Source organism: Roseibium sp. FZY0029 (assembly GCF_036350355.1).
GTDB lineage: Bacteria > Pseudomonadota > Alphaproteobacteria > Rhizobiales > Stappiaceae > Roseibium.
Window position 1 is genome coordinate 324,020 of record NZ_JAZDVZ010000002.1, and the last position, 26,504, is coordinate 350,523.

Annotated in this window: 18 protein-coding genes; 4 read left to right on the plus strand and 14 right to left on the minus strand. The window is 60.2% G+C overall.

All coding sequences use genetic code 11. The features are described 5' to 3' along the window. Window positions 1–132: 132 nt before the first annotated feature. The 10 genes from metH to V1T76_RS06085 all read right to left on the minus strand — a co-directional run bounded on the left by metH (window position 133) and on the right by V1T76_RS06085 (window position 12,153). Window positions 133–3,861: a methionine synthase gene (gene metH / locus V1T76_RS06040; RefSeq protein WP_330559697.1), complete on the minus strand. Its 3,729-nt coding sequence runs from the start codon at window positions 3,859–3,861 to the stop codon at window positions 133–135. 78 nt (window positions 3,862–3,939) lie between these two features. Continuing rightward, entirely contained in the window at window positions 3,940–4,224 is a 285-nt protein-coding gene (locus V1T76_RS06045) for a hypothetical protein (protein ID WP_330559698.1), read from the minus strand. Window positions 4,225–4,412: 188 nt separating this feature from the next. Beyond that, the gene (gene metF / locus V1T76_RS06050; RefSeq protein WP_330559699.1) at window positions 4,413–5,327 is read right to left on the minus strand and encodes a methylenetetrahydrofolate reductase [NAD(P)H]; all 915 of its coding nucleotides are present in this window, start codon (window positions 5,325–5,327) and stop codon (window positions 4,413–4,415) included. Between the two features lie 2 nt (window positions 5,328–5,329). Beyond that, window positions 5,330–6,340, minus strand: coding sequence for an ArsR/SmtB family transcription factor (locus V1T76_RS06055; RefSeq protein ID WP_330559700.1), 1,011 nt, complete (start codon window positions 6,338–6,340; stop codon window positions 5,330–5,332). A gap of 323 nt (window positions 6,341–6,663) precedes the next feature. Continuing rightward, entirely contained in the window at window positions 6,664–7,419 is a 756-nt protein-coding gene (locus V1T76_RS06060; RefSeq protein ID WP_330559702.1) for an amino acid ABC transporter ATP-binding protein, read from the minus strand. Next, a complete protein-coding gene (locus V1T76_RS06065; RefSeq protein ID WP_330559703.1) occupies window positions 7,416–8,096 on the minus strand; it encodes an amino acid ABC transporter permease in 681 nt (226 codons plus the stop codon). The genes V1T76_RS06060 and V1T76_RS06065 overlap by 4 nt, the downstream gene beginning before the upstream one ends. A 99-nt stretch (window positions 8,097–8,195) precedes the next feature. Continuing rightward, entirely contained in the window at window positions 8,196–8,969 is a 774-nt protein-coding gene (locus V1T76_RS06070) for an amino acid ABC transporter substrate-binding protein (RefSeq protein ID WP_330559704.1), read from the minus strand. 208 nt (window positions 8,970–9,177) lie between these two features. Then, window positions 9,178–10,056, minus strand: coding sequence for a LysR substrate-binding domain-containing protein (locus V1T76_RS06075; protein ID WP_330559705.1), 879 nt, complete (start codon window positions 10,054–10,056; stop codon window positions 9,178–9,180). A gap of 472 nt (window positions 10,057–10,528) precedes the next feature. Further along, window positions 10,529–11,404 (minus strand): hypothetical protein, encoded by an 876-nt coding sequence (locus tag V1T76_RS06080; protein ID WP_330559706.1) that lies wholly within the window; start codon window positions 11,402–11,404, stop codon window positions 10,529–10,531. A gap of 182 nt (window positions 11,405–11,586) precedes the next feature. After that, window positions 11,587–12,153: a hypothetical protein gene (locus tag V1T76_RS06085; protein WP_330559707.1), complete on the minus strand. Its 567-nt coding sequence runs from the start codon at window positions 12,151–12,153 to the stop codon at window positions 11,587–11,589. Window positions 12,154–12,476: 323 nt separating this feature from the next. Between V1T76_RS06085 and V1T76_RS06090 the strand changes: the two genes are divergently transcribed. Continuing rightward, on the plus strand, window positions 12,477–14,360 hold the full coding sequence (locus V1T76_RS06090) for a caspase family protein (RefSeq protein WP_330559709.1): 1,884 nt from the start codon (window positions 12,477–12,479) through the stop codon (window positions 14,358–14,360). A gap of 117 nt (window positions 14,361–14,477) precedes the next feature. Here the strand turns inward: V1T76_RS06090 and V1T76_RS06095 are convergent, their stop codons facing one another. The 3 genes from V1T76_RS06095 to V1T76_RS06105 all read right to left on the minus strand — a co-directional run bounded on the left by V1T76_RS06095 (window position 14,478) and on the right by V1T76_RS06105 (window position 22,480). Next, entirely contained in the window at window positions 14,478–16,898 is a 2,421-nt protein-coding gene (locus tag V1T76_RS06095; protein ID WP_330559711.1) for a mechanosensitive ion channel family protein, read from the minus strand. Between the two features lie 157 nt (window positions 16,899–17,055). Beyond that, window positions 17,056–18,141 carry a DUF2336 domain-containing protein gene (locus V1T76_RS06100; protein ID WP_330559712.1) on the minus strand — a complete coding sequence of 362 codons (1,086 nt, stop codon included), beginning with the start codon at window positions 18,139–18,141 and terminating at the stop codon, window positions 17,056–17,058. A gap of 817 nt (window positions 18,142–18,958) precedes the next feature. Continuing rightward, window positions 18,959–22,480, minus strand: a complete 3,522-nt coding sequence (locus V1T76_RS06105) for an indolepyruvate ferredoxin oxidoreductase family protein (protein ID WP_330559713.1) — start codon at window positions 22,478–22,480, stop codon at window positions 18,959–18,961. A gap of 147 nt (window positions 22,481–22,627) precedes the next feature. On the opposite strand from V1T76_RS06105, the gene V1T76_RS06110 reads away from it, so the two are divergent. Further along, window positions 22,628–23,107, plus strand: a complete 480-nt coding sequence (locus V1T76_RS06110; protein WP_006939550.1) for an Lrp/AsnC family transcriptional regulator — start codon at window positions 22,628–22,630, stop codon at window positions 23,105–23,107. A gap of 114 nt (window positions 23,108–23,221) precedes the next feature. Here V1T76_RS06110 and V1T76_RS06115 read toward each other — a convergent pair whose 3' ends face one another. Continuing rightward, window positions 23,222–24,490 (minus strand): NAD(P)/FAD-dependent oxidoreductase, encoded by a 1,269-nt coding sequence (locus tag V1T76_RS06115; RefSeq protein WP_330559714.1) that lies wholly within the window; start codon window positions 24,488–24,490, stop codon window positions 23,222–23,224. A 100-nt stretch (window positions 24,491–24,590) separates the two neighbouring features. Between V1T76_RS06115 and V1T76_RS06120 the strand changes: the two genes are divergently transcribed. Together V1T76_RS06120 and V1T76_RS06125 are read left to right on the plus strand one after the other, a co-directional pair. Beyond that, the gene (locus V1T76_RS06120; RefSeq protein ID WP_330559715.1) at window positions 24,591–25,556 is read left to right on the plus strand and encodes a sodium:proton symporter; all 966 of its coding nucleotides are present in this window, start codon (window positions 24,591–24,593) and stop codon (window positions 25,554–25,556) included. A gap of 70 nt (window positions 25,557–25,626) precedes the next feature. Then, window positions 25,627–26,409: a DUF2259 domain-containing protein gene (locus V1T76_RS06125; protein ID WP_330559716.1), complete on the plus strand. Its 783-nt coding sequence runs from the start codon at window positions 25,627–25,629 to the stop codon at window positions 26,407–26,409. Window positions 26,410–26,504: the final 95 nt, after the last annotated feature.

A 26,504-nucleotide genomic window follows, 5' to 3' on the forward strand; every position in this document is an offset into this window, starting at 1 on the left:
TGCACAGTGTGCATATTCTCAAAAATTTGTGTTATTTTTCTTACGTCATTTAATTCATTGCGGAAATTAAATAGCCTCCCGCGTGCAGCACGCGGGAGGCTGTCGATTTCAAACCGGAAACAGGCTTCGAAATTACTCGGCGGCGACCATCCGGGCAGGGTCGTAATTGAGAATCGGAGCCAACCAGCGTTCGGCATAAGCCAGGTCCCAACCCTTGCGTGCTGCGTAATCCTCCACCTGGTCCTTCTCGATCTTGCCGACGCCGAAGTAGTGGCTGTCAGCATGACCGAAGTAGAGCCCGGAAACGGAAGAACCCGGCAGCATGGCCTTGCTTTCGGTCAACTGAATGCCGGTCAGGCGTTCAGCGTCAAGCAGCTGGAACAGCGTATCCTTTTCCGTATGGTCCGGCTGGGCCGGATAGCCCGGCGCCGGGCGAATGCCCTGGTACTTCTCCGCGATGATGTCCTCGATCGACAGATTCTCATCCGCAGCATAGCCCCAAAGCTCCGTCCGAACGATCTGGTGCAGCTTTTCGGCAAAAGCTTCCGCCAGGCGATCCGCCAAAGCCTGGGAGAGGATCTTGTTGTAGTCGTCCGACTCCCTGGCGTATCGCGCTGCCAGCTCGTCCTCGCCATGACCGGCGGTCACCGCAAAGCCGCCGATCCAGTCGGAGATGCCGCTGTCTACGGGCGCAACGAAATCGCTGAGGGCGATATTGGCGCGGCCGCCAGCGGTTCGTGTCATCTGCTGACGCAGTGTGTGGAAGGTCGCCAGCGTATCGCTCCGGCTCTCATCGGTGAAGACACGCACGTCATCGCCAACTGCGTTGGCCGGCCACAGACTCGCGACGCCGCGTGCCGTCAGCAGCTTCTTCTCCACGATCTCGTCAAGCATGCGCCGGGCATCGTCGAAAAGCGCCTTGGCCGCCGGGCCATAGCGATTGTCTGTCAGAACCGCCGGGTACCGGCCCCTGATCTCCCAGGTAGAGAAGAACGGAGTCCAGTCGATGAACGGTACAAGTTCTTCCAGCGGGAACGCGTCGAAAACGGTCGTTCCCGGCTTTTTCGGGGCAACCGGCTGCTTGCCCAGGAAGTCCGCCTTGAAAGCGTTGTCCCGCGCAACTTTCAGCGAGGTGCGCTGCTGTGCGCCCCGACCGGCCGCGTGCTTTTCGGCAATATCGGCATATTCGGCACGCACGTCGGCATAGTACGGCGCGCGGCCGCCTTCGCTCATCAGTTTGGAGGCAACACCAACAGCCCGGCCCGCATCGGTGACATAGATCGCCTGACCGCGGGCATAGTTCGGGTGGATCTTCACCGCCGTATGGATCTTGGACGTGGTCGCCCCGCCGATCAGAAGCGGCACGTCGAGCCCTTCGCGTTCCAGCTCAGCGGCAACGTGGCACATTTCGTCAAGCGACGGCGTGATCAGACCAGACAACCCGATCATGTCGACCTTTTCCTGACGCGCGGTATCTAGGATCTTCGCTGCCGGCACCATGACGCCGAGATCGATCACCTCGAAGTTGTTGCACTGGAGCACGACGCCAACGATGTTCTTGCCGATGTCATGCACATCGCCCTTGACCGTCGCCATCAGGATCTTGCCGGCGGAAGACTGTCCGGTCTGGCCGAGCTCTTCCTTTTCCTTCTCCATGAACGGCATCAGATAGGCGACCGCCTTTTTCATGACGCGGGCGGACTTGACCACCTGCGGCAGGAACATCTGACCGGAGCCGAACAGGTCGCCAACCACGTTCATGCCGTCCATCAGCGGACCTTCGATCACATGCAGCGGCCGGTCGAAGGCCTGACGGGCTTCCTCGGTGTCTTCTTCCACGTAATCGGCAATGCCGTGAACGAGCGCGTGCTCCAGGCGTTTGGCAACACCCCAGGTGCGCCAGGTGAGATCGGCTTCTCGTTTCTTGCCGCCCTCGCCTTTCCAGCGTTCTGCCGCTTCCAGCATCCGGTCGGTGCTGTCCTTGCGCCGGTTGAGAACGACATCCTCACAAAGTTCGCGCAGCTCGGTTTCCAGATCATTGTAGACCGCAAGCTGACCGGCGTTGACGATGCCCATGTCCATCCCTCGCTTGATCGCGTGGTAGAGGAAGACAGAGTGCATCGCCTCACGCACGGCTTCATTGCCGCGGAACGAGAATGACAGGTTCGAAACACCGCCGGACACATGAGCGTGCGGCAGGTTCTCACGGATCCAGCCGGTCGCCTCGATGAAGTCGACACCGTAATTGTTGTGTTCCTCGATGCCAGTCGCGACCGCGAAGATGTTCGGGTCGAAAATGATGTCTTCCGGCGGGAAGCCGACCTTTTCGGTCAGGATCTTGTAGGACCGCGCGCAGATCTCGGTCTTGCGCTCGAAAGTGTCCGCCTGTCCCTTCTCGTCGAAGGCCATGACGACAACGGCGGCGCCATAGCGGCGCACTTTCTTTGCCTGCTCGATAAAGGCTTCTTCACCTTCCTTCATCGAGATGGAGTTCACGACACCCTTGCCCTGAATGCATTTGAGTCCCGCTTCGATCACCGTCCACTTGGAACTGTCGATCATGATCGGCACCTTGGCGATATCCGGCTCGGCAGCCACCAGGTTCAGGAACGTGACCATGGCTTCCTCGGAATCGAGCAAGCCTTCGTCCATGTTGATGTCGATGATCTGCGCACCGTTTTCCACCTGCTGGCGGGCAACGTCGAGCGCGGTGGCGTAATCGCCTTCCTTGATCAGCTTGCGGAATCTGGCCGAACCGGTGACGTTGGTCCGTTCGCCGACGTTGACGAAGTTTGTCTCCTTCGTCACGACGAACGGCTCCAGGCCGGACAGGCGCATGTGAACATCGATTTCCGGTATCTCGCGCGGCTTCTTGTCTGCAACGGCCTCGGCAATCGCCTTGATGTGCGCAGGCGTGGTGCCGCAGCAGCCACCGACAACGTTGACCAGACCGGCCGAAGCGAATTCCTCGATCAGGCCGGCCATGTGTTCCGGGCTCTCGTCATATTCGCCGAATTCGTTCGGCAGCCCGGCGTTCGGATAGGCGCACACAAGCGTATCGGCAACACGGCCGAGTTCGTCCACGTGAGCCCGCATTTCCTTGGCGCCGAGTGCGCAGTTGAGGCCGATCGTCAGCGGGTTCGTGTGGCGGACAGAGTTCCAGAAGGCTTCCGGTGTCTGTCCAGACAGGGTGCGGCCCGAAAGGTCGGTGATCGTGCCGGAAATCATCACCGGCAACATCTTGCCGGTTTCCTCGAAGACCTCATCAATGGCAAACAGCGCCGCCTTTGCATTCAGCGTATCGAAGATGGTTTCGACCAGGATGATGTCGGCACCGCCGGCGATCAGCCCGCGTGTGGCTTCGGCATAGGCGATACGAAGATCGTCAAAGGAGACAGCGCGGTAGCCCGGGTTGTTTACATCCGGCGAAATCGATGCCGTCCGGTTGGTCGGGCCGAGGGCTCCGGCCACGAAGCGCGGCCGGGAAGGCTCCTGCGCCATGACCTTGTCGCAGGCTTCGCGCGCGAGTTTCGCGCTTTCGAAATTCAGTTCATAGGCCAGCTCTTCCATGCCGTAATCGGCCTGGGCAATCGTCGTGGAGGAAAAGGTGTTGGTCTCGACAATGTCGGCACCCGCCTCCAGATAGTCGACATGGATCTTCCGGATCGCATCCGGCTGGGTCAGGCTCAGAAGATCGTTGTTGCCCTTGATGTCGCTCGGCCAGTCCTTGAAACGGTCGCCGCGATAGGCCGCTTCGTCCAGTTTCAGAAGCTGGATTTCCGTGCCCATGGCACCGTCAAGGACGAGAATACGGGTCTTGGCGAGGTCACGGAGGCGCTCGAAGGCGTCTGACTTGATCACGGGGTTTCCTTCCGGAAATATCTGTTGGTTTGGCCGGTTCAGGCCGGCGTGATTTCAAATTGGCAATCGGACAGCGCGTCAGCTGTCCCGGTCGGTATCGTTGTAGGAGGCATCCCAGAACTTCGTGCGGCTGTGGACGTCGTCATCGGTCGGGTGCCAGTCGTCGCCGCGTGCCTCATAGACGGCAAACAGCCCCAGAATTTCGAGCGCCGAATGGCCGCGAAACTCATGGTCCTTGTCTGAAGCGACAATCAGACGGTTTTTGTCCGCACCCATGTCAACGACATGAAGCTCGAACCCCTTCTCCCGCAACACCGCATAAGCAGTCGTTTCAATGGCATCGGCAGTGCTTAACTTGATCATCTCGCTCCGCTTCCCGCTTTGTTTCCGGCCGTTCCTGTTCAGAACACTGCAGCTTGTCTCAGCTGCGCGGATGCTCTCAACCCTACTCCCGCCCAGAGTCGGGCGAAGGACCTGGGGTTGGGCAGCCCGATCTCATTCAAAAAAAACGCCAACTCGGCTCAGGTTCCGGTCCGGTTGCCTCGCATCCTTCAGGCGGCCAGATCTTCCTTGGTTTCCGGCTTGCCCATGCCGAGCATGTGGCAGATGGCAAACGTCAGATCGGCCCGGTTCATGGTGTAGAAGTGGAAGTCGTTGATGCCGCGGTCGACCAGGTCCATGACCTGCTCGCAGGCAACCGAAACGCCGACCAGCTTCCGGGTTTCCGGATCGTTGGACAGGCCGGCAAAGCGCCGGGCCAGCCACTGCGGAATGGACGTTCCGCATTTGGCGGAAAACACCATCGTCTGTTCGAAATTGTGGATCGGCAGAATGCCCGGGATCACCGGAATGTTGATGCCGGCAGCTGCAATCCGGTCCAGGTAATCGTCGAAGAGGTCATTGTCGAAGAAATACTGGGTGATGATCCGGTCTGCCCCGGCATCGACCTTGCGCTTCAGATTGTCGATCTCTTTCTGCCAGTTGCCGCTTTCCGGGTGTCTTTCCGGATAACCGGAAACGGAAATATCGAAATTGGCGATCTTCTTGACGCCTTCCACCAGATCGGAGGCATAGGCATAGCCTTCCGGGTGCGGCACGTAGCGCGAGCCGATGCCGTCCAGCGGGTCGCCGCGCAGCGCCACCAGATGGCGAACGCCCAGATCCCAGTAATCTTTGACGATCGTATCGATTTCACTGCGCGCTGCCCCCACACATGTCAGGTGCGCGGCCGGTGCGAGCTCGGTTTCCTTCAGGATCCGTTCGACGGTGCGGTGCGTGCGCTCACGGGTGGAGCCGCCGGCACCATAGGTGACGGACACGAAGGACGGGCTGAGCGGCGCCAGCCGCTGCACCGTCTGCCACAGCGTCTCGGCCATCTTGTCGGACTTCGGCGGGAAAAACTCGAACGAAGCCGTGATCGGCGAGGGTGCGGCCTGGTGAGACCGGCGGTTGGAAAAGGCTGTCATGGTTAGGCGACCTCTCGGGACGTGTCTCGGGCAGGCAGGTCGGTGACAATTCGGCGGTCACGCGCAAGCCAAAGGGTTACAGTAAGGTTGGTGTCGTTGCCGTCTCCCGGAACAAGATCGGTGACCTGTTCCAGGTCCAGTTCGAGCGTTTCAAGCCAACGCTCCATCTGGTCGTGGGCAAAGCCCAGGCGGCGGTGCGCGTGTTTCTCGCGCAGGAACTCCAGCTGATGCGGAGCGAAATCGATGATCAGAAGGCGGCCACCGGGGCGCAGCGCACGAGCAGCCTCGTTGAGGGCCCTCGCCGGTTCGTCCAGGAAGTGCAGCACCTGGTGGATCGCGACGACATCGAAGGACCGTGGCGGAACGTTCAGCGCGTAAACGTCGCCGTGGCGTACCTGAGCGTTTGTCAGCCCGGCCTTGGCGAGATTTGCGCGGGCGACCGCGAGCATGTCATGCGAGGCATCGACACCAAGCGCCGTGACATACTGGTCGGCAAACACTTCCAGCAGACGGCCCGTGCCGGTGCCCAGGTCGAGGAACGACTGGAACGGCTTGTCGCCGAGGGCCTTGCGCATCGCTGTCTCGACGGCATCTTCAGAAACATGCAGCGAGCGTTCCCTGTCCCAGGTCAGCGCGCGGGCAGCAAAATATGCCGCTGCTTCATCCGCCTTGGCCTTGCGGATCGCCTGGAACCGCTCCTGATCCGCTGCCAGCACCGGGTCTTCCCGGGAAATACGGGCAACAAGATCACGGGCGAGCTGACCTTCCGGGCCATCCGCCAGACGGTAGTAGACCCAGGCTCCTTCCGGGAACCGCTGGATGAGATCGGCTTCGGCCAGCAGCTTCAGGTGACGCGAAATGCGTGGCTGGCTCTGACCGAGGATCGCCGTCGCATCTTTCACTGTCAGCTCGCTTTCCGCCAGCAGCGCAATCAGTCTCAGGCGCGTTGCCTCACCCACCGCCCTCAGGGCGGCCAGGGTATCGTCAACGGACAGGGTCTGTTCTTCAGTCATTAGCTTCGCCATCAATGTCGATATAAAGATATCTTTATATGAAACCGAAGCACCATGCAAGCGATCAAAACAAATGCGACACCGTTTGGTTCGTATTCGTCGAATTTGAGACAGAGAGAAAAACGGGGAGACGAAAAATACGGAACAGCCCGCCTGCCGGCCTCCGACAACCGATCAGACGCACAGGACCAAATGGAGCGGTCTGTTTCTCGAAAGGCGCATCACCATTGCCGCTTTTCGCCTGCACCCGTGCGGCTGCCCGGGCTTTGCATGGCCGCCTCAGACCGGACCGCTCCCGCTTCTGCGGAAGCGGAAGCTCTGGCCTAAAGCGTCTGCGCGGCGTTGATGGAAGAAACGAAACGGCGGGTGCGCTCACGCTCGGGATTGCGGAAGATCGCCTCCGCGTCCCCTGTTTCCACCACCTGCCCTGCTTCCAGAAAGACAACGTGATTGGCGATCTGCGATGCCAGACGCAAGTCGTGAGTCGCCATCACCATCGTGGTCCCTTCCCGTGCCAACTGGCCGAGCACGTCCACCACTTCGCCCGCGAGTTCCGGATCCAGTGCCGAGGTCGGCTCGTCGCAGAGCAGCACCTTCGGCGACGGCGCAAGAGCGCGGGCAATCGCGACACGCTGCTGTTGACCGCCGGAGAGATTCGCCGGCCAGGCATCGGTCTTGTGCGACATTCCGACCTTGTCGAGCAGGTCCAATGCCCGCTGCCGGGCCTTCTCACGAGACCATTTCTGAACCACCAGCAGGCCTTCCATCACATTCTCGATCACCGTCCTGTGCGGAAAGAGCTGAAAATTCTGGAACACCATACCCGTTTCGCAGCGGATCTTCTGAACCGCTGCCTGCTGCACTGCCGCACCAGGCTTGAAGGTGATCCCGTGATCGCCGACCTGAACACTGCCGGAAGTCGGGATCTCCAGCAGATTGATACAGCGAAGCAGCGTGCTCTTGCCGCCGCCCGACGGCCCGACAAGCGCCGTGACACTGCCTTCGGGAAAACGCAGCGAGATATTGTCCAGGATAAGCGCCTCACCGAACTTCTTCTCGATATTGGAAAGCTCGATCATCTTGAAGTCTCCAGCATGCCACCATATCGCGCAAACCGGACTTCCAGCCGCTCCTGCAGCCAGGCAAGCACGGAACTCATGGCAAGATAGATCAGGGCTGCCTCTATGTAGAGGATCAACGGCTCGTAAGTGGTGGCAACAATGCGCTGCGCCGACTGGAACAACTCGGGCGCCGTGATGGCAGCGGCAAGCGAGGTATCCTTGACCAGCGAAATGAAGGTGTTCGACAGTGGCGGCACCGCCACCCGTCCGGCCTGCGGCAGGATCGTTCGCAGCATAGCCTGGCGCCATGTCATGCCGGTGGAAAACGCCGCCTCCCATTGCCCTTTCGGCACGGAGGAAATGGCAGCGCGAATAATCTCGGACGAATACGCCCCCACATTCAGCGTGAAACCGATCAGGGCGGCGGGAAACGCATCGAGCAGAATGCCGATGCTGGGCAGACCGTAGAAGATCACGAAAAGCTGCACCAGCAGCGGTGTTCCCCGAAAGACCCAGACATACCCCCGGGCAAGCAGCACCAGTGGCAGCGGAGCGAACAGGCGCGTGACGGCCGTCGTCAAACCGAGACCAAGCCCCAGCGCGAAGGACAGCAGTGTGAGCGGAATGGTGAACTTGACCCCGGCCCACAAAAGCGTCGGCAGGGAATCGATCATCAATTGAAGCCAGTGAGGCACGATGAAGCTCCAAAAAAACGCGCCCGGCGCGAACGCCAAGCGCTGTTCGTTGTTTGGATGGGCGCCCGGTCACCTCAATGTGTGCCGGGACGCGTCATGTCAGTTGGACACGTCCTGACCGAAGTACTTGTCGGAAATCGCCTGGTAGGTCCCGTCCGCCTTGATGTCGGCCAGGGCTTCATTCAGGGCGGCAACCAGTTCCGGGTCGCCCTTGCGCACAAGAATGCCCGAATGGTCGGCATTCGCCTTCTCGGCGACAGCTTTCACCGGCGCATCCGGCTTCTGTTTCTTGAAGTCCAGATAGGACAGGCTGTCGTTGATGGTGACATCGGCGCGGCGCGTCAGCACAAGCTGGATGGATTGGTCAAACCCGTCCGTCCCGACCAGTTCCGCACCGGCTTCTACCGCCAGCTTGCCGAAATTGCTGGTCAAGGACTGAGCCGCCTTTTTGCCGGCCAGGTCCTCGAAGCCCTTGATGTCGTCATTGCTGTCGCGAACGATCAGCACAGCCTTGGACGCGATATAGGGATCGGAGAAATCGTATTTCTGCTTGCGGGCGTCGGTAATTCCGACCTGGTTGATCACCACGTCATAGCGCTCGACGTCCAGACCGGCGATCAGCCCGTCCCATTTGCCTTCGATGAATTCCGCTTTCACGCCGAGCTTTTCGGCAACCGCTTCGCCGATTTCAACGTCGAAGCCTACCAGCTTGCCTTCCCCGTCGTGAAAGGTGAAGGGCGCATAGGTACCTTCAGTGCCGATCTTGAGGACGCCCGCCGACTTGATCGTATCCAGGTTTTCGCCCGCTTGCGCGGCAGAAAAAGTCAGCGCCTGCAGAACTGTTGCCGCAGCAATCGCCTTGAACCAGCTCATATCAATTCCTTTCCGGCATGATGAGTGAGCGGCCTTAGTGTCAGAACGCGCTAGCGAATGCAGGAGAAGAAAGACCGAAAAAACCGGACGAGAGAGAATAATTTGCTCTCAATTCAAGGATCGGCAGCACGCGGCAGAAGACCGGCAGCACCACCAACCGCGCAGGTCCGCAAACCCCGACGTCACCTTTCTTTGGCGGGTCCACTTCCTAAAGCGGCGTGGTCGCCGCTTCTTCTCGCAGCCACTCGAGGAAGGCGTCCGCCAGCCTGTGACGGTGGCCTTGATCCGCCAAAATGGCACCGAAGCCGTTTTCGATCTTCAAGAACCCGAAAGGAGCCACGAGACGGCCATCCGCGAGTTCTTCCTCGACCAGACGCCGCTCGACCAGGGCCGCTCCAAAACCGGCAAGGGTCGCCTCGATCACCAGAAAGGTGTGCTCATAGGCGGTCTTGCTGTCCGCTTCGACAGTGATCCCCGTCTGGCGCTGGTAGGCGCCCCAGACATCGCCCGGCAGTTGCTGGACACAGCGATTATGAACCTTGAAGGTCTTGTCGCGGCACTCCGTCTGCAAACCCGGCGCATGCACGATGCCGAAGGCGACGTCTCCCAGACGCACGATGTCCTTCCGCTCGCCGAATTCCCAGCGCAGCCGGTCCCAGGTCAACATGAGGTCGAAATCGGAATTGGTCAGGCGCACCTTGCCATTCATCCGGAAATTGACCTGGGCATCGGGATGGCGCTGATAGAACCGTGGCATGCGCGGCATCAGCCACCGCATGGCAAAGGTCGCGCTGACCGCGATGTCGAGCTCCGGACTTTCCGCCCGCCGCTGAACATCGTGCCAGGCATGTTCCAGCCGGGTCAGCGCCGGCCGGACAGCGTCAGCCAGCATCAGCCCCTCGGCCGTCGGGGCAACGCCGGTCCCGCTCTTGTAAAACAGCGCGACACCGGCCTGCTCGCTCAAATGGGCGAGCTGTTTGCTGACGGCGCCATGGGTCCGGCCCAGTTCCTCGGCAGCCGCACTCATGGACCCGAGCCGGACAGTCGCCTCGAATGCCGGCAGCGCGGATAGCGGCGGCAGTTTCATGACCAGGTCCCCAAATCGATTCTCACGTCGGCATTATGTGAAAAAAACTCACAAAGAAAAGAAAACTTCTCCTTAGACGACAAAGCCCTCCGCCGTCATAGTGCCGGAGTCAGAACTCCGCCGAAAAGTATGAAGCTCATGAAATTGATCGATTTTCAAAACAGGAAGCAAGCCTTGCTGCGTCAGGACGAAGCCGGCAGCTCGGTCGCACAGTCCCCAAAACCTGCTCACAATCGCAATGTGAGTGATCGGAAAAGTCACATAAAAGCACTGCTGGATACGATCGTGTCGGCTATGGCTGCCTGGCAGGCCCGGCGCCGGTTCAATGCCGAGCGCGCGCATCTTTACTGGCACGCGCCGGACAGTGTCCTGCAGGATCTCGGAATAAGCCGGACGGACCTGCAAACCTTGCGCCCGCCTGCAGAGCCGGAACTGGTTTCAGAACACCGCAGGCCAAATTCGGCTGAACTTCTCAGCTTTCCGCAGGTCCGGGACTTTGCTCCAGCATGTGATCAAAACGCCCCTCACGCACACAGCCCGGCAGACCGCCGCGCGGGATAAGCGCGGTGCCGACAAGTTCCCGGCTGTAGAGCTTCTCGATGTCGCTGGTATCGACGGTCTGACCGTGGACAACGGAATTCAGCTTGGTCCGGAACGCTTCCAGGCCTCCCATCGAGGAAAAATGCCAGCCTGCATCGGGCAGGATTGTCACCGGGCGGCTGATGCCTGACAGGTTGTTGTTGCGGATCCTGAGTAGCGGCTGCGCGACAAACCCCGGCACGTAGGACTTTTTCGTCATCCGCGCCTTGGTCCGGCGCAGTTGCTGCGGCGTAGTCAGATACTTCTTTTCGATCATCCGAGAGCCGAGCAGCCAGGTCTTGCCCGGAACGATACGGTTGAGATGGTGTTTGTGCAGGCTCTGTTCGAACACCAGCAACCGTCCCTTGTAGAGCTTGTCGTCCAGCACCTTCTGCAGAACGTCCGCCCGTACGATTTCGTCGACATCCGACAGCAGGATCAAGTCGTCCGGCGCGCACCTCTCAAGTGCCCGCGCAATGCAGTTGCGCTGATAGTTCTCCCGTTCCCAATCCGCCTTGCGCCTGTTCTTGTAAACGCCGAGCGCTGGTGGCAATTCATCGGGAAACGCGATCTGAAGATCGATGATCTTGTCGGCCCAGGGTGCAAAACGTTCGCGATTTTCCGCGAAATAGAAAGGCTTCGAACCGCCCCGCTGCGTCTGGTTTGCCTCCACCAACACAAAATAATCGACCTGATCGCCCATTTCCCGCAGGCGGATTTCCAGAAGGTCGAATTCGTTGTGGAAGACAAAACAGTCGTAGAGCTTCATGCGTGCGCCCGGTTTCCTAGATCAGCAAGGCGTCGGCTAGGCCGGGCTGCCGGATCGCAGCTCAGGACTTCACCGGCCCGTTCTGGTGCCTGCCGGGACCGATATCGGATTTCAATCCAGAGGTCCACGCACTTGGCGCACAAATGCGCTTGCTCTCCCCCTCGCCCTGATGTCCGCCCCTCTTACTTGATGGAGAAGGGCATCCGGACCTTGGCCGTCTTGCCGCTGTATTCGTCGTTCACGGTGAGCTCCAGCACATAGTCGCCCGACGGAGCCCCGCTCACATTCAGGGTCAGGTTGGCCATATATTCGGTGTTGGGCACATGGCTCTTGAAGTCGAACCGGCCGAACCCCTTCTGTCCGGCAAGCACCTTTCCATCCGGTGAAGCCAGGTCGAAATCGACTGTCAGGAGAGACGTATAAAGACCATCCTGCTGCTTCCAGTCAAAGCCGATTGGCTCCAGATAGATGCGCAGCGCCTCGTCCGGCGCAAAGGCCGCGTCAGCCCTGGGCGTATAGATGCCGTAGCCATCGGCTGGAGCCTTCACGAACAGGGCGGTTGGAATGGAGAGGGACGCCTTGGACCAGATCTCGAACAGGGCCTGCCGCATCAAGGCGATCGCTTCTCCTCCGTTGCCCGCTTCAAGCGCCGCCTCGGCCTCGCCCACCTTGTCCTGCAGAGGTCCTGCCAGAACCTGACACGACAGACCGGCGGCAAGCGCGCCTCCCAAAAGCAATTGTTTCAGCATCCTTCCCCCCTTCACGATGGCGACCTGACATATGAAGCACACCATTATGTCGGTCTCGCCGCAAGTGTCACATTCTGTCCAGCAAAACAACAAGGCAAGCGAGGCCAGTTGCTGCCGGCAGATCGCCTCCGACTGACTTGCTTCCGCAACGTGAAGACGCTTAAATCCGGATGCTGGCGCGCTCGTTTCCCGTATCAGGAATTCCGGAGGCCCTATTTCCGCCAGTGCAAATGATTGACGCACATGTTTGACGCAATGATTGACCCAACGATTGACGAAGCCTTTTGCCAGGGAGTGGTCAGGTGTTTTTCGAACGCGGCCTCGTGACAAGATCAATTTTCTTCTTTCTAAGCGTCCTGGTTTTCACGGATCCCGCACACGCCGAAAAGCGCGTCGCCCTGATCGTGGGGAACGGGGCCTATACCTCGGCCAGCACGCTCGAAAACCCAGTCAACGACGCAAAGAAACTCGGTGAAGTCCTGACAGGCCTGAATTTTGAGGTCCTGCACCAGGAAAACCTGCAACGCTCCTCGTTTCTGGAAGCGATCCGGATGTTTTCCAAGTCCCTGGAAGGGGCCGACGTCGCACTGTTTTTCTACGCCGGACACGGAATTCAGGTCGCTGGCGAGAACTATCTGGTCCCCTCCGATGCGCACCTGCAGGAAGAAAGTGATATCAGCACCGAGCTCATCGCCGTCAAATCGCTTCTGCAACAAATGGACGGTTCGGCAAAAACCAGGATCATTCTGCTCGACGCCTGCCGGGACAACCCATTCGCGCCCGGCCTTGCCCGCTCCATGGGGACAAGAGCTGTCGAAGTGGGCCAGGGCCTCGCCCGGGTGGACGCCGGTCCAGGCACGCTCATCGCCTATGCAACGGAACCGGGTAATGTCGCCCTCGACGGAACCGACGGAAACAGCCCCTTCACAAAGGCGCTGCTGAAGCACATTTCCACCCCTGATCTGGACGTTGCCCGCATGCTGCGGCGAGTGAGAACGGATGTGATTGAAACCACGGAAGGAGCCCAGATCCCCTGGGAAAACTCCTCCCTGGTTCTGGATTTCACTTTCAACCCCGCCGAACAGGCCACAGTGGAACGTGCCTCGAGCGAAGAAGCCTTGTGGGAAGCCGTCCGGTACGGCGACAGTCCGGAGGAAGTCCGGCTTTATCTGGAACGCTATCCGGACGGGCAGTTCGCCAAAGATGCGTTGAAGCTGCTGAACAAAGCCCTCGGACACAAGCATCCGTCGATTTCGGAAAACCAAAATGCCAAGGCGCGGCAGTCAGCATCGCCCCAAGTGAAGACGTGCCTGGCGATCGAAAACACAGACATCGGTCCCGGCGTTCCCGAAGGAGCAGTGCAGGCCTGTTATGATGCGGTAGCGCTCTATCCCAACGCCTCCCAGCTCCGGCTGCTTTATGGTCAGGTCCTCGACCGCTCGGGCAACGAGGCCGAGGCTTCCCGCCAGTACCGCCAGGCGGCGGAACTCAACAATACCGACGCCATGGTCGAATTGGCCGTCGCCTATGAGCTTGGCAAGGGTGTCGAATGGCAACCGGAAGAAACGCTGCGGCTCCTGCAGAAATCTGCCCGTCTGGGCAACGCCAGGGCCATGACCGTGCTCGCGCACAGCTATAACGAAGGCAACCTCGTTGACTATGACGAGGCGAAGGCGTTCGAGTGGTTTGAAAAGGCCGCTGAAGCGGGCAATCCGGAAGCCGCGTTTTATGTCGCCGGAGCCTATGACAGGGGGGAAGGCGTTGCGCAAAACGATTTCAAGGCCCGCCACTGGTACCAGCGTGCGCTGGTTTCGGACGATGCCGGTCTGGCGGCAACCAACCTTGCCTGGATGTATCTCAAAGGGCGTGGCGGAGACAAAAACACTTACCGCGCCCGGGAGCTGCTGGAACAGGCCGCTGCGGCTGACGATCCGATTGCCATGCGGGAACTCGCCCTTCAATACCTGAACGGCACCTTCAAGAGCGATCGGAAGGAGATCGCCGTCGACTGGCTTATGAAAGCGCTGAAATCCGGCGGAAGGATAGAGGCGGAATTCTGGTTCCTCACCAGGTCCGAAACATACCCGCGTTCTTTCAACAAGGCGGTTCAACGCCGTTTGAAAGAAGCCGGGGTCTATCAAGGCAAGATTGACGGCCAGATTGGTGACCAGTCCCTGCAGGCGCTCTTTCAATATGCGGATGAGTAGAAAACTAGTCGCGGTTGATACGGATTTCCAGGCTGCGGATGAAGACTTTTTCACGTCCTGCGGGAGTGACCGGACTGGTCTGCCTCTAACCAAACGATCTTCGTTCTGGAGCACACCCTAGAGCCGATCCCCGGCGCCCTCGCCGCCGTCCCGATCATCCTCCTCGCCCAACAGCCCGGCCGCGGCAGCCCCGGCCGCCGCAGCTTCCCTGGCTGCCGGTGACAGTGTCTCTTCCTCGTCGCCGGACCCGGCGACACGCACGGTCACCTGCCGATGCGCAAAGCGGATGCCGTTCTTTTCGAACAGATCGCGCAGGCCTGCATAAACAACCTTGCGAAGCTCGAACTGCTTGCCGGGCTTGGTGGTGAATTTGACGCGCGCGATCATGGCGCTGTCTTCCATCGACATGATGCCCTGAGACTTGAGCGGCGCCAGGAACATGGGTCCGTAATACTCGTCGTCCAGCAACTCCTTGCCGAAGTTCTTGATGATCTTGCGCATCTTGTCCACGTCGGTGTCATAGGTCACGCGGAACGCAAGTTTCATCACGGCCCAGTCGCGCGAAAAATTCTCCACTTTCTGGATCTCGCCAAAGGGAACCGTTGTCAGAGCACCGCGGTGATGTCGCAATTGCATCGAGCGGATCGAGATTTTTTCAACGACGCCCTTGGCACTGCCGATATCAATGTATTCCCCTTTGCGGAAGGCATCGTCGATCAGAAAGAAAGCGCCTGAAAAGATATCCCGGATCAGGGTCTGCGCCCCGAAGCCGACCGCCAGACCGACAACACCGGCACCGGCGAACAGGGGCGCGATGTTCACGCCCAGTTGCGACAGCACCACCATCGACGCGATGACGACAATCGTGATGAGCAGGAAATTGCGGAAGATCGGCAGCAAGGTCGAAATCCGGCTTTCGCCGGTTCCACCGATTTCCGCCTCCTCGTCCTTTTCCGCCGGCGCTTCCTTCGCGATTTCCCGGTCGATGACGATCTTGACGGCTTCATAGGCCATGTAGCCGAGGAATATGACCAGCAGAACCTCGACGAAGGACCCGATCAACGAGTCGCTTCCCGCCAGCGGCAAGCCCCATTTGGACGCCAGCACGTCCACCGAGGTAAACACGACGAGAATGGTGGCCCCCCGATCGAACAGATCGCGGAAGGGCGAACGCCGCGCCTCCCGTTCGGCAGCTTCCGCACGCGCCTGCGCCAATGTGCTGGCAATGTCCTGCTCGTGGGCCTCGCCCGATTCAGTGCGCTGGATGTCCTGGGCGATCTTTTCCTGCTCGGCGGCCGTGTCCAGCCGTGGCAGCAGAACCCGGTCGATAAGCAGGATCAACAGGCCGTAGGCCACCGCAGCCATGAGCATCACTTCCAGCGGTGCGGCGACCAATCCGACGGCATCCGGCAGGTCGAGCAGAATACGCACCGCCGAGATCCCCCAGGTGACGAAGAAATACGCAACGGCGATATAGTGCCACGTACCGGCCAGCACCCTGCGCCAGAGCGGCGCTTCAGGGCCCTTCTCGCCCCGGATCAAACGGGCAATCACCCGGCGATACACGATCGCGATACCGGACAGGATGACCATCGACAGCGCGGAAGCCGCAATCAGCGCCAGTTTGTGAACGTCGGGCGAAAGGCCCAGCCGTTCCATCCAGAGGCAGAAGGCAACCGCCGCAAGGGAAATGGCAGTACCGGCGAGCAGCGACCGGTAGAGACCCCGCGCCTCCTGCGTCGAGAGTGCCACCAGCCGGTGGGTTTCCGCATCCGGTGCCAGCACGTTCAGCCAGACGACCCGCAAAGCCAGAAACACCGCCAGGGTCCCGACGACCACCAGAGCCGTCTTGTTGGAGGCCCCGATACCGGTTCCGATCAATAGAAAGACACCGGCTGCAACTGCAAAGAAAAGCCCGACGCCAACGAACATCAGGATCGCGCGGGCGTATAGATAGATGATCTTGCCGGCCCGCGTCGATGCATCCGGCTGATACCACGACGCAAATTGCCGCCGCCCCCAGCGGTTCACCAGGACCAATGCCACAAGGCCCAGCACCACGGCGATCAGGATGTCCATGAGTGTCGCAGGCATCCAGCCGAGGCCTCGTTCGCCTCCCTGGGCACGCAGGGTCTCCACCATCACGTCCCCGATCTCCGGAATCTTCTGGACGATGGCTTTCAGAACGTCCCGGGCCTTGACGGCATTGTCCGTGAATTCGTCAACGGTCTGAAGCGCACTCGCTCCGGCTCCCGTGCCATCATCCGGTGCGGCCTCAGCGTCCGCTACCGGCTGCGCTTTTTCAGGTACCGTCTTGCCGGCAGCCGCGCTGCCAGTGCCTGTTTCCGCTTTGGAGGAAGCCGGCCCGGAAAACAGCCCGGGAATGCCCTGCGCCTGCGCTCCCGTCGGCAAACCACCCAGACACGGAAACAGAAACAGTGCGAAAAGACCGCACAGAAGAAAGACCGTCTTGCCTGGCCTCCCACGGCCATCGATGGTCAGACAGGACCGGCGAATGGTTTGGTGTGAAAAGCGCATATCAACCCCAGGACGAGTCGCGAAAAATTCCGCTCATTTCTGGCATGGATCGGGACCTATTGAAAGGAAACCGGCCTTTCGGGCGAGGCAGAAAAAGAAAAGGCCCGATCCTTTCGAACCGGGCCAAAGCAGGCAGGAGGCGCCTAGCTGGATTTCATCAATTGAGAACGGTGTTGTTCCAATGTGCCATCTTGCGCTTGGCTTCGGCGATCGTCATGCGCTCGAACATGGACATGGCTTCGCTGCGCACGTCCGGTGTCAGGCGGTGACGCCACGGGCCGATGGACAGCAGCGAACCGACGGTGATGGACGAGAACCCGGACGCCTTGGCAAGGATCACGAAGGGCTCCGGATCTGGCCGCACCATCCAGTGGCTGACTTCCTCGACGCCGCATCTCACCAGCCAGGCGAATGTGGCAACCGCCTCAGCGAAACGGTCTTCCGAGGCGAACCGGCGCAAGGCGGCCTCATTGACCATTCCGCGCTTTGCCAGCAACAACACACGGCTGCGAGCAGTCTCGAAATCATAGCGGCCAAGCCAATACTGGTTGGACATGCGCTGCGCGGCGATGTCGGCAGCTTCTTCAACCCGCTCCGCCTCGTGGCTCCGGCCGGCAGCATGCAGCTTCCGGCGAACTTCTTCGCTGGCAACCGAGATCAGGCTGGCGATGTGGGCTTCGGCCAGGTCAGCGCGCTCGCTCAAGGAAAGCTGTAGCGTCGCATCCGAGGCCGCATCGCTGATCAGGGCCATGATCGAAGCATCGGACAGGCAGGCACCATCGTTGCTGGCCACCTTGCGCTTGACCTTCAGATCACCGCGGCGCACCAGCACGTCGGTCAACTCTTCGGACAGGACCTCCCGCTGTGCAATGGCGAACCGATGCGCGTTGCCGCGCTTTTCGGCAATCTTGATCAGATCAGCTTCCCGCAGAACGGTCGAGCGCAGCAGGATCGGTTCCGCAACTTCGATCTCGTCGTCGGCCAGACGGCGGATCGTCTCTTCCGGACCGCGCCTCAGGCTGGACATTTGGTCGGCGACATAGCGGCGGACTTCATCTTCCACCATGTCGACAAGCCGCAGAAGAACGGAGTCATATATGTCGACCTGCTCGTCGGAGCAGCGGTCGGAGGTAAGGGCAAACAGGGTGGCGACATGCCGAGCCAGTTCGGCCCTCCGGGCGCTGCCAGCTTCACCGGTCAGCTCCGAGAAGTTTACCAGTTCTGTTTTCAACGCTTCAGTCATGTTTCATTACCAATTTTCACAAGTGTGCCGGTTTGGCGTTGGTACAGAAAATGACGATGAGTTTTAAAGAAGGTCGAAACGCGCTTTTCCAGAATGTAATCGTCTTTTTGTAAAACTTGAGATTAATTCTATTTACATCGCACGCACCCACCGTATCTAACTGAAAAACAAAACTTTTCTTCAGAAATATCTTCCTGGAAACCGCGTCTTTCACAGCTTCGAATTCTGAATAATTTTTCCCGGATAAACTTTTCGAGGGCCAATATGAACGGGTCTGAGAGCCACGTTTCATGACTTGAAGAAACACACACACGGCGCTTCAGGACACCTGCAGCGCTCCGGCCTCTGGTCGCAATCGCCAGATAAAAAAATATATTTCTTTTTTTATTGACACGCGATGAAGCAGCCCTCAAATAAAGAAAGAAAGATATTTCTTTATTGGAAACTGTTATGTCCTCCATCCTTCATTTCCCCCGCACAGCTGCCGCACCTCCCGCAAGAGCTCGAGGCCTTCACCGGCTGGTCGCCTTCCTGCGACGGTCGCTTGGCAATCTGCTTTCCCGGCCAAACGGACACCATCCTGTTCCGGACGACCTGTTGCGGGATGTTCTCTGCGACAACGGCTTGCGAGCCCGGGAGGAAAACAGGCGCAGGCCGATCATAAGCGGCCCCCGCAATTAGATTAGCGGTGGGTCCGTCTCGCTGACAGGGATATGGCATCCGGTCTCGCGCCTCCCAAGCAACGAGCACGGCAAGCAAGTAGCGCACAAAAAAACCGGCACCCTGCGGCGCCGGTTTTGCTTTTTCTGGCGAGCCTTTATTCGGCTGCTGCCAGAAACTCCTTGGTGCCGGACTTGTTGTCCGAACCACCGTCGTTGCTTCTGTTGAGCTGCTCCAGCAGCACACGGCGCTTTTCGGCCGCAGCCTCGATATTGGCATCCTTCACCGGACCGAAGCCACGGACCAGATCGGGAACCCGGGCAAGCTCCACCAGCAGCCCGTATTGGGCTTCCGGCAGCCTGTTGAGGATGTCGGCAATATCAGCTTCGTATTGGCTGATCAGAGCGCGCTCTGTCTTGCGCTCCGCCGTGCGGCCGAACGGATCGTACCACTTGCCGCGCATCCCCTTGAACTTCGACAGGAAGCTGAAGGCAGAGAAGATCCAGGGACCGAAGGCAATCTTCTGCGGACGGCCGGTCCTGGGGTCCTTGCGATGTGCAAGGAACGGCGGTGCCAGATGAACCTTCAGCTTTTTCGGATCTTCGAAGCGCTGCGCGATCTTCTGTTTGAAGGCGGGATCGCTGTAAAGCCGGGCAACTTCATATTCGTCCTTGTAGGCCATCAGCTTGAACAGCATGTCACAAACCGTCTGCGTCAGACGCAACGTGCCTGTTCCATGCGCTTCGTCTGCCGCCTTCACCTTGCCGACCAGATCCAGATATCGCTGCGCATAGGCCGCGTCCTGATAGGCGGTCAGCTCCTGCGCGTTGAAGGCGATCTTCTCGTCGACGGTAAAGACACGCGGCTTGGCTTCACTCGGCAGCGCCTTCAGGAGCTTTTCCGGGTCGGCGGCCAGCACACGGCCTGCCCGGAACGCCTTGATGTTGTTCTTCACAGACGCGCCGTTGAGCTCCAGTGCGGTTTCGATGGCATAGCCCGACACCGGCAGTGCGCCGCTCTGGAAGGCCATACCGACCAGCAGCATGTTGGCGTAGATGGCATCGCCCAGAAGTTTCTCGGCAATATCGGCTGCGTTAACCGGCAGATACGTGCCGGACGCCTTGCGCAACGCCTCGTCCATCTGCTTTTCGTCAAAGGAAAGCGTTTGCTTCAACACGAATTCCGCAGTCGGGGCCACTTTGGAGTTGGCAACCGTCATCGTGTGGCCACGGTGCGCAAGCGCGAGCTGATCCGCATTCGCGGCCACCACCATGTCGCTTGCGATCAGAAGATCAAGGCTTGCAGCGGGAACCCGCGGTCCCTCGATGGACTTGTTGCCGGCGGCAAAACGCACGTGAGAGGTCACCGGGCCGCCCTTCTGGGCAAGGCCGGTCATGTCCAGCGTGGAAGCCTGCTTGCCGTCCACATGGGCCGCCATCGCCAGGATCGCACTGATCGTGGTCACCCCCATGCCGCCGATACCGGCGACCAGCGTGTTCCAGGTCCGATCAAGCGAGGCGAGTGTCGGCTGCGGCAGGGCCTCGACCAGGGCGTCGATATCGACATCCGCCTTCTTCGGCTTCTTCAGCGCGGCGCCATTGATCTCGACAAAGGACGGGCAGAAGCCCTTGATGCAGGAAAAGTCCTTGTTGCAGCTCGACTGGTTGATGACGCGCTTTTCACCAAAGGGCGTTGCCAGCGGTTCGACCGACAGGCAGTTGGACTGCACCGAGCAGTCGCCGCAGCCTTCACAGACCCGGTCGTTGATGAAGAGGCGCATGTCCGGATCGGGAAACTGCCCGCGCTTGCGCCGGCGGCGTTTTTCCGCGGCACAGGTCTGGTCGTAAACGATCACCGAGACGCCTTTGTAGGACTGCAGCTCTTCCTGAACATCCATCAGCTCGTCGCGGTGGTGCACCTTGGTTCCCGGCGCAAGCGGTGTCCAGGAGCCGTAGGCATCCGGGTTCTCCGAAACCACCGCAATCCGCTCAACGCCCTCGGCTTCAAGCTGACGTGTGATCTGCGGCACGCTGAGCTGGCCGTCGACCTTCTGACCACCGGTCATGGCAACCGCATCGTTGTAAAGGATCTTGTAGGTGATCGGCACGTTGGAGGCGAGCGCCTGACGGATCGCCAGAATGCCGGAATGGAAATAGGTGCCGTCACCGACATTGGCAAAGACATGGCTGTCGCCGGAGAATGGCTGCTGACCGACCCAAAGGACACCCTCGCCGCCCATTGCGATCTGGCCTTCCGTCGTCCGGCCGGCCATTTCTGTCATGGCATGGCAGCCGATACCCGGCATCGAGCGCGAGCCTTCCGGTGTCCTGGTCGACGTGGAATGGGGACAACCGGAACAGAAGTAGGGAATACGGGCTGCGCGTTCCGCGTGGCCCTGGGCCCACATGGCCTGCTTGGTCATGCGGTTGGCAACGGCGCGCATTTCTTCCGAAACCACGTCTTCCGGCAGCCATGTCATCAGGCCTTCGATCAGTTCGGCAACGGAAAGCTCAAGCACATCCGAAAGGAACGGCGTGCCATCCGGACGGCGCTTGCCCCAGATTTCCGGCCGGCTCATCTCGGGCCAGTGATAGGAGATTTCCTTGATCTGGCGTTCCATGAAGGCGCGCTTGTGCTCCACCACCAGCAGCCGCTCTGTGCCACGGGCAAAGTCGCGCAGACCCAGCGGCTCCAGCGGCCAGCTCATCGCCACCTTGTAGATGCCAAGGCCCAGCGCCTTGGCGAAGTCCTCGGTAATGCCCATCAGGTCAAGTGCCTGCAGCAGGTCCCGGTAGGCCTTGCCGGAGGCGACGATGCCGTATTTCGGGTTGGTTCTCGCGCCGAAGGTGACACGATCCAGACCATTGGTGCGCACATAGGCCTGGGCTGCCGGAATGCGAAGATCACGCACCAGGCGCTCGGTTTCCAGGCGGTTGCCAAGCAGCAGATCGCGGTTCTGGTGATAGTCCTTGCGCGGGTCGCCTTCCAGCGGACGCACCATACGCAGCCTGTTCGAGGAGATGTTGATGGTCGCCGAGGCGTCCATCGTATCAGCCACGCAGATCAGGGCCGTCCATAGGCTGGTGAACCGGGACATTTCCAGCCCGTGCAGGCCATAGTCCAGAACGTCCTGGATATCGGCCGGATTCAGAACCGGAATTTCCGCGTGCTCGAAATAGAATTCGCTCTGCGCCGGCAGGATCGAGGATTTTGCAAGGTGGTCGTCGCCGGCAAGCGCTAGCACACCGCCGTTGCGGTCGGTACCCGACGCATTCGCCTGGCGCAGTGCGTCACCGGCACGGTCGACACCCGGTGCCTTGCCGTACCAGATCCCGAAAACGCCGTCGTAAGCGGTTGCCCGTCCGACACCGCCCTCGCCGCGCAGCTTCTGGCTTCCCCACACGGCAGTCGCGCCCAGCTCTTCGTTGACGCCCGGCTTGAAGACGACGTCATATCCCTTGAGGTGGCGGTGAGCGCGCATCAGCTCGGTGTCGTAACCGGCAAGCGGCGACCCACGGTAGCCGGAAATGAAGCCGCCTGTCTTCAGGCCGGCCAACTGATCCAGACGCGCCCGATCGAGCGCCAGCCGGACAAGCGCCTGTATGCCTGTCAGATAGACCCGTCCCTCCGTGGCGACATATTTGTCTTCCAGGGTAACGGTTGGCATGTGCACATTCATCCGAATTCCTCCTCAACCGACATCTGGGGCAATGTCCCCGCGCGGCAACCTCACATAGAAGGTAATATCATCCTTTTCTCAGGCAATTTCTGTGCTATCGTCACGGCAAATCACCCAGAGGCAGAATAAAAATTCCTAAAATATCCAATGACAGATAAATATCTTCTCGACCCGTCGGACATACGTGTTCTGCGAGTGCTGCAGCGGGATGCCTCGCTCTCCATTGCCGAAGTGGCAAAGGAAGCGGGCATGAGCCAAACCCCTTGCTGGCGCAGAATAAAGCGCCTGAAAGAACAGGGAATCATCCGCCAGATCACTGCCATCATCGACCGCGAATCCGTGGGCCTCGGCTTCGTGGCCTATTCCTTCGTCAAGCTTGCGGTTCCCAGCCGCGAGAACATGGAAACCTTCGACAAGCTGGTCCATCACTGGCCCGAGGTCGTTACCTGCGAGCGTATCACCGGTGCCGTCGACTACCTTATCAAGGTCGTGACCGATGATATCAAAACCTACGACAATTTTCTGCGCCTGAAGCTGCTGGACAATACGCTCGTCTCGGATGTGCAATCGCGCATCGTCGTCAATACGGTGAAGGATACCGTCGCCCTGCCCTTGCGCGAAAGCTGACCCCGGACCGCGAAAACCACGCATCTTTCGGAGTGTCTTTCAGTCTCAAGCCCACCCAAAGTGCTTCTTTGCAGACCTCGCAGCAGCAAGCCCCCTGACATCCGGCCTTTCGGATCAGGTGGCGAAGCGCAGCGGAGACAGTCCGGCCGGATCCAGAAATGGCTGCTTGCCCGCAATCATGCTGGCCAGCAGTCGTCCGGTCACCGGCCCAAAGGTGAAGCCGTCGTGGGCGTGACCGAAATTCAGCCAAAGGCCCGGGAACTTCGCGGACGGCCCGACCACCGGCAGCGAGTCCGGCAGGCACGGCCTGCTGCCCAGCCACGGCTGGTCCTGCAACGCCCGGCCAAGCGGAATGAGCTCCTCCGCCCGTCGCTTCGCCAGTTTGATGATTGCCGGATTTGGCGGCGCGTCACGCTCGGCCAGCTCCACACCCGTCGTCAGCCGTATGCCGTTATCGGTCGGTGTCAGGGCAAAGCCATTCTCGACGTCCACCACCGGACGCGACAGCGATGCGCCAGACAGCGGCCGGTAGTGCATGTGGTAACCGCGCTTGACCGCAAGCGGATAGCTTTCTCCGAGGCGATCCAGAAGATCCGCCGACCACGCACCGAGAGCGACCACGGCCTGGCGGGCGAACACTTTTCCCAGTTCCCCTTCGATTTCCCAGCCGCCGCGCTCCTGCTTCACCTTGCGGGCGTCTGCGCGAAAATACCCGCCGCCTTCGTAGACGAAGTTGCGCCAGAAGGCATCGACCACGGCACCTGGGTTGGAGACCGAGCAACTCTCAGGCCAATGCACGCCCCTCAGGCCCTGTGCCGAAAGCCCCGGCTCCAGCGATCCGATGTCGCCCGCCGAAAGTTCCCGGTAGGCGACGCCGAACACCCTTGCGTATTGCCGTTCGAAATCGCTTGCCTGAAAGCTTGCCTCCGAGCGGTAAAGATGCAGCCAGCCTCCCTGGCGGTAAAAGCGGTCTGCATTGGTGGCATGCGCCAGATCCAGGTGTTCTTCGACCGCGAAGGCCCGCAGCGGGGCAACCACCCGCGAATAGGCTTCGACACCCCGCGCACTGCCGGCGGCATGGAACTGGCGCAGCCACGGCAGCCGTCGATATACGGTCGCGAGATCCAGGGAAACGGCGCTTGAGCGGCCGAACAGGATGCCCAGAAGCTTCAGCGGTTGTGTCGGCACCGCATGCGGCACGAAACCATTGCGCTGGACAATACCGGCATTGCCGAAGGAAGCTTCCTCCCCCGGATGCTTGCGGTCGATGAGGGCAACCGAAAGGCCCAGCCGCTGCAGATGCAGTGCCGTCGACACGCCGACGATACCGGCGCCGAGCACCATCACGTCGAAGGATTGCATTTGCCTGTTTTTTGCTGTCATGCCTGTTCCGGACCGTGGCGTAAATCTGGCGCCCAGGGTCCGGATCCTTTAAGAGGCGCGGAAGTGCCTGCCACAACTCGCGGTCAAAGGACAACTTAAGATGATTCGATGGTGTGGTGCAGGCTTGGCATGGATCGGGCGCAACGGAACCACCGCCCTTGCTGTGAGTATTTTCATCGGCATGGCCTTGCCGGCCCTGTCGGCCTATCTGCGGCCCTATCTGACCGTTGCCGTCTTCAGCCTGCTGACCCTGGCCTTCTTGCGGGTCGACACATTCGCCATAAGAATGCGCCTGCGCCGGCCGGGCCTTCTGATTTCCGCTCTCCTGTGGATGATGCTGGGTGCGCCCTTGTTGACCTGGCTCCTGATCGATCTGTCAGGCCTGCAGGCGCTCGGTCCTGAGGTCATGCTGGCCCTGTTCATCGCCACCGCCGCGCCGCCGGTGATGGCGGCCCCGGCCTTTATCTATCTGCTCGGCCTTGACGGCACCCTCAGCCTTGCACTCTCCGTTGCCGCTCTGATCGTCACCCCGTTGACGGCGCCCTTCATCGGCGAATTGATCCTGGGCCCTGCGCTGCCTCTCAGTGTCGGCGGTCTTGCCGTCCAACTCTCGATTCTGCTCGCCGGTGCCTTTGCCGTCTCGATTGCCTTTCGAAAACTCGCCGGTGAAGAGCGTCTCGCACGCTCGTCCCACCACATCAGCGGCCTCAACGTGCTTCTGCTCCTGGTGTTCGCGATTGCCGCGATGGACGGCGTCGCCGCGAGTTTTGCCGAAAAGCCGCTGTTCACGCTGGGCCTGACCGCCTTCACCTTCTGCCTTGCGCTGGTGCAGATCGCGCTCAGCCTGCTCCTGTTCTCACCGGCCACCCGGGAAGACGCCTACGCGATCGCCCATACCTGCGGAACCCGCAACATGGGACTGATGGTTGCCGCCTTTGGGGGCACGCTTCCGGAATTCACCTGGCTCTGGTTCGCGGTCGGCCAGTTTCCGATCTATATCCTGCCGCTGTTCCTGAAGCCCTTTGTGCGCGTTTTCTGCCGTCTGAACGTCAAAACTGTGACGTAGCCCCCCCTGACAGGCAAACCTGCTAGGCTTACCTCTTGCCAGACCAAACATCTCGCATGAGGAAAACGCCGTGCCCGTTCTGCCATCCACCGTCAAAACCATGACCGCTTCCGCAGGACGCGGTCTGCTGTGTGCTGCAACGCTCCTTCTGGCCGGTGTCGGCCTCACCCCGGCAGCACTTGCCGGAGACACTGCAGAGCTTCAGCTTCTCGGCTTTTCCAGACACGGCGACTTCTTCGCCTTCGAACAATACGGCGTGCAGGACGGCTCTGGCTTTCCCTATTCGGAAATCTTCGTTGTCGACGTGATCGGCGACACCTGGGTGCCGCCCTCGCCCTTCCGTCTGCGCAAGGATGTCGACACCGGCCCAGGTGAAGCGGCAGACGATGCCTTGTCTGAAACCCGGGCGGAGAACCGTCTTGCCGCCCAGCCGCTGCTACAGGAAAAAGCCATTGCCGGCAAAGGCCAGACCGTCGGCTTCAACCCACGCACGGAATTGACCTCCGATCCTCACAAGATGCTCGTCGCCCCGCGCGTCACCTTCCTGTCAGGTGACGATCCAATCGACCTCACCCTGTCGGAGTACCCGTTGCCGAATGCCCAGTGCCAGAGCTACGGCGCCGAAACCAAAGGCTTCCGCCTGACCATGGTCCACAATGGCGTCACCCGCATCCTCAACGAGGACAACAGCGTGCCTGAAAGCCGGCGCTGCCCGCTGGCCTACCGGATCGAGCGCATCGTCACTCATTTTCCCGACGAAGCCCCGCCCGTCTTCGCCGTGCTCATCCAGATGGACAGCCTCGGCTTCGAAGGGCCGGATCGCAGATATCTGGCGATAACGGGTCGGCTTTGAGCGTCTAAAACGATTGAGGTGGGCGCGGGCATCTTGCCCGGCCGCACCAGAAGTGCTAGCGCGGCGGTACCATCAAAAACGGGACGATGACGACC